The 4,665-nt window shown below is 45.7% G+C and carries 3 protein-coding genes; all 3 read left to right on the top strand.

The features are described from left to right. Positions 1–1,633: tetratricopeptide repeat protein (locus C5684_RS07505; protein WP_104639919.1), on the top strand; the 1,633-nt coding region annotated here is incomplete at its 5' end. Between the two features lie 145 nt (positions 1,634–1,778). Further along, entirely contained in the window at positions 1,779–3,977 is a 2,199-nt protein-coding gene (locus C5684_RS07500) for a TonB-dependent receptor family protein (RefSeq protein ID WP_104639918.1), read from the top strand. Positions 3,978–4,052: 75 nt separating this feature from the next. Beyond that, positions 4,053–4,559: a hypothetical protein gene (locus C5684_RS07495; RefSeq protein ID WP_104639917.1), complete on the top strand. Its 507-nt coding sequence runs from the start codon at positions 4,053–4,055 to the stop codon at positions 4,557–4,559. Positions 4,560–4,665 lie beyond the last annotated feature (106 nt).

Below are 4,665 nucleotides of genomic sequence, written 5' to 3'. Positions count from 1 at the left end.
GGGGGGTGATGCCCTCCAAGAGGAAATTAGCGGTTTAAGCACCAAGTTTAACCAACTCTTAGATACGCTCAACACCTTTAACAAAACCCTAGAAGAGGCTTACCACCAAAGCGCAGAAGATGACACAGAGTTAGAAGATGCCCTAGCGCAATTTAAAAAACTCAAAGTCAAAACAAGCACCCATTTAAGTGCCCTAAGCCACGCCACAGAGGGCGCGCAAGTTTCAGAAAATGCGAACAGATTGTCTAAATCTTTGGAGGATTTAGAGATATTGTTAGAAGCCCTCCAAGCTAACCACCAATCTTGGTTTAAAAACACACCTCCAAACCCTAGCCAAGAAACCCCCAAAACCTCACAGACTGAATCTACACCCGGTGATAACACCCCGCAAGTCAAACCCTTATGGAAATATGGGTCTAACACCCTGCAAGCTTTTCAAGATTACATGAAGGCTAAAGACTTGGGGAGTGCTGGAGCTTGGCTAGAGTTAGGCAAAATGGCAGTGGAGGGCATCGTTTTATACCCGGATAACCATGTCGCTATGCGTTGTTTTGAAAAGGCGATTGAGTTAGGCTCAGTGGGGGCAATGGTGGAACTGGGCAAGCTGTATATGGAAAATGGGGACACGCAAATACTGGAGTATGGGAGTGGGGAGGTGATTAGCGGGCAAGAGGTGGTCAATGCGCTTAAGCCTTTGAATGACGATGTAGAAAGTGAGGATTATTTAGAAATCCTCAAGGCTTGCCAAGTCTTTAAAGATAAAAGCGTTTTTGGTTGCGAGCAAAAAGCAAAGGAGCTTTTTGAAAAAGCGGTCAGCTTAGGCGAGGGGAGGGGGTATTTTGCGCTAGGGGAAATGTTTCAATACGAGGATGAGGACAGAGCAAAGGAGTATTACAACCAAGCCATTAGGCTTTTAAAACCCCAAGCTGAGAGGGGCGATGGGGAGGCTTGCGCATTAATGGGTGAAGCCTTAAAAGAAAGCGCAGGGTTTGGTAATCAAGAAAGCATGCAACTTTACCATAGGGCTATTGATTTAGGCTATGCCGATGGATATAGCTATTTGGCTGATTTTGTCTATGCTAACATGCTTGGGTCTGGGCACACAATGCAAGAAAGAGAAGAAAAGCGCAATGGCTATTTCAAGCAGGGAGCCAAGCTAGGTAGCGGAGAGTGCGCTAGGGGGTTGCGCCCTTTAATTGACAACTTACCCTATGAGGGTAGAGATGATTTGGGGGATTTTGAATTAGCAGTCGAGCAATCCATAGAGCTTATGGATAGACTCATGGAATGCCTGAAATTGCAGGAATTTGTCGCCTTGCATTGCAGACACCACAGAGTGTTTCTAAGCTTTTTATACAGCTTAAGTTTGGCAAGAGCGATCAATATGCGTATTGGTTTAGGGGAAATTGAGCGTTACCAACACTTCCTAGAGCTTGCCAAAAGTAAAATCTATGAAATTGCCGATGCTTTAGTCCGCCCAAACGCTTGGTTTGCAGAGAGTGCTGGAAAAAATCGTAATTATTTTGATGGTCTCTTTCGTCTTGTCCATAGCGATCTTAGAATATTTGCAAAACCCTATGATGATGGCTATAAGAAAGTGAATGCTGATGGGGAAGTTGAGTTAGACTTTTAATCTGCTTTCAAACCACAAGGTCAGCGCACAAGCTAGCCCTCTAGTTTCTGCTAGGGGTTTTAGTTGTAAAACCCAACCAACACGCCTAGATAGATTGTGTTTTTGTTTTGCTATAATCGTGCCATATCAAAACCCCAAGGGGAAGATGAAAAAGGCTGTTTTGGTTGGTGTTGCTTGTTTTGCACTGTGTGGCTTGCACGCTTCAAAATCCAAACAGCGCACACAAATACGCCATCAAGCACCCCTAGATGGGTACTCTTTAGAAGTTAAGGATCACTTAGGCAGTTATACTTTAATTTCTAACCCCCAACTCACCTTGCAAGCTAATCAAACCCTAGAGCAAGCCTTGCAAAATGTCCCGGGGGTGCGTGTTTTTAACGCCACAGGTGTGGGGGCGATGCCCAGTTTTTCTATGCGGGGTTTGGGTGGGGGGTATGGGCGTGGCGGGCTTGTCTTGCTCAATCATATCCCCCTAGAGGCCGCACCCTATGGACTCATCGGGCTTTTTATTTTCCCCGCGACTTTGCAGATGAGCGATCAAATCAGCGTGATCAAGGGGGGGCAGGGCGTGCAATATGGCCCTAATGCCTTTGGGGGCGTGATCAACATCAGCACCAAACCCATCGCAAAAGAATGGACCAACCAAATTGCCCAGCGGGTAACCTTTTGGGAGCGTTCGCTAAAAAATTTCATCTCGCCTTTTTCTTTTAGTAAAAATGTGGGCAATAGCTTTTTATACAACACTTATTTGCGATCGGGGGGCATGTTTAACCGGTTTGTGGGGGTGCAAGCACAAGCCAATTTCATAACCGGGCAGGGCTTTAGATACCACAGCCCGGCTACGATTCAAAATTATTTATTTGATGGGATTTACCAGATCAACCCTCATAATAAACTCACGGCTTCTTTCCAATATTATAAATTTTCTTTGCACGATCCGGGGTCTTTGAGCCCACAGGCTTACGCCCAAAACTATTTCCAAAACGATCGCCCCTATAACACCAAGGGCGCAGAGGCGATGCGTTGGAGTGCGATTTATCAAAGTTCTTTTAAGGGCAAGATAAGTGGGGATTTTAGCCTCACCTACTTTGGGCATAAAATGCAAAGTGCTTTCCAGTGGGATTCTAATTATTTAAATGCCAATAGCAACCCGGCTAGAGGGCTTGTTTATACAAATGACAATTATGCGGGGTTTTTCACCACCCAACGCAAGGGGTATTTCACACTCAATGCCCTAGAACCTAACCTGCGTTTAAATATCTCTAGCAAAAAGATTCAGCAAACCCTGCAAGTGGGCATGCGCTTGATGATGAATGACATCAAGCTAACTAAATCTATTTGCCATGCCTTTAAAAACAACCCATGCAGCCAAAACCCCACACCGACCAATAGCCCTGAATTATTGGATCGCTACCTAGCCACTTATGTGAGCGATAAAATGGAATTTTTACAAGGCAAACTCACCCTAGCCCCCGGATTGCGCTACACCTTTTTAAATGACCAACTTGCACCAAAAGACACCATCTACAAAATACACCAAAGTGTGTGGAGTCCGGCATTTAATATCGGTTATAAGCCCTTAACAGATTGGCTCTTATATGCCAATTACCGCCGTAGTTTTATCCCGCCACAAGAGCGTATGGTCGAACCCTTCAGCCCAAGCACCCAGATTTTTAATCAAATTGAGATCGGCTCACGCTATGCCTATCAAAACCAACTCAGCCTCAATGCCACCTATTTTCTTATTTTTGCCCACAATTACTACGCTTGGGGGAGTAACCAACCCATTAACGCCCGCTCTCAGGGCTTGGAATTAGAACTTGACTACGCCCCTATTAGAGGCCTGCAGTTGCATTTGGCTTATACCTACATTAATGCGCTTGTGAGTAGTCATGTGTGGGGTAGTCTTGAAGGGTTTTCATCCTCTTTTGATCTCAAGGGCAAGCAATTACCCTATGTCAGCCCGCACCAATTCATTTTGGATATGCGCTACACCTACAAAAAAACCACTTTGGGTTTGAGCAGTTATTTTTATAGCCCTGCTTATTCTTCTATGCTCAACCAATCCCAATCAAAGACCACTTGTTTCCCCACCCATCCCCACCAAGCAGAGGGCGTGTCTTATGGTTGTAATAGTGTGGGGCTCTTGCCTTGGTATTGGATTTGGAATATCCAGTTAAGCCAAATCTTTTGGGAGAGCGGGCGGCATAAAATTGTGGGGAGCTTGCAGGTCAATAATATCTTGGGGATGCCATACTACTTTAGAGGCTTAGAGACCAGCCCCACTGGTAGAGAACCAGGCCCGGGGCGCTCCGTAACGGCGTATTTGAGCTACCGGTTTTAGGGTTTTGCACCTATAGCTGGGAAAATTAGGTTAGTTTTGCTATAAATCCTTTTAGAAGTTCAAATAGGAGAATAGATGAGTGAGGTTAGTGGTTTGTTGGCGCGCATCCAGCAGTCTTTAAAGTGGTTTAAACAAAAGCTATTGGGGAGTGTAGAGCGCAGGCTCGAGTATTTCGAATATAAAATGTCAGTGAGCCATATGATCGCAAGTTGTGTGCGCCATCCTGAGGATCGTGTCTTGCTCTACACAGCCCTCATTAATAGTGATGGCGTGCATGCAAAAACACGAGTCGTGATTGATTTGCGTCCTAGTTGCGTGGAGATGATGGACGCGTATTTAAATTTAGTGCGCCCGGTTGCCATGTCTAATTTGATCCGCATCGCCACTCAGGGTGATGGCGGGTATGTGATGTCCCCCCCCCACCCCCCCCCCCCCACCCGCCCCCCACACCCCACCCTACACGGCCCACCAAAACCGCCCCCCCGGGCTTGCGGAGGGCCAGAAGAGGCAGTCGGAGTGTGGCGTTGTGGTCGACGTTATCTAATAATTCCCTATCGCCACTATTTCACTCTTACTATATAAACTTTCTGTACTCTACAAATTAATACAAACACCCACACCACAAAAAAAACAACGCAAAAACACAAAATAAACAACACCTCACACAAATACATACAAATAATACACA

Origin of the sequence: Helicobacter bizzozeronii (genome assembly GCF_900196775.1) — a bacterium.
Taxonomy (GTDB): Bacteria; Campylobacterota; Campylobacteria; order Campylobacterales; family Helicobacteraceae; genus Helicobacter; species Helicobacter bizzozeronii.
The sequence above is the reverse complement of the archived record's forward strand: the minus strand, read 5'-3'. Positions and strand labels throughout refer to the sequence as shown.

What these genes read in the sequence shown, in the direction of transcription:
- C5684_RS07495 (WP_104639917.1), top strand. Translation starts at nt 4,053, where the DNA reads ATGAGTGAGGTTAGTGGTTTGTTGGCGCGCATCCAGCAGTCTTTAAAG.
- C5684_RS07500 (WP_104639918.1), top strand. Translation starts at nt 1,779, where the DNA reads ATGAAAAAGGCTGTTTTGGTTGGTGTTGCTTGTTTTGCACTGTGTGGC.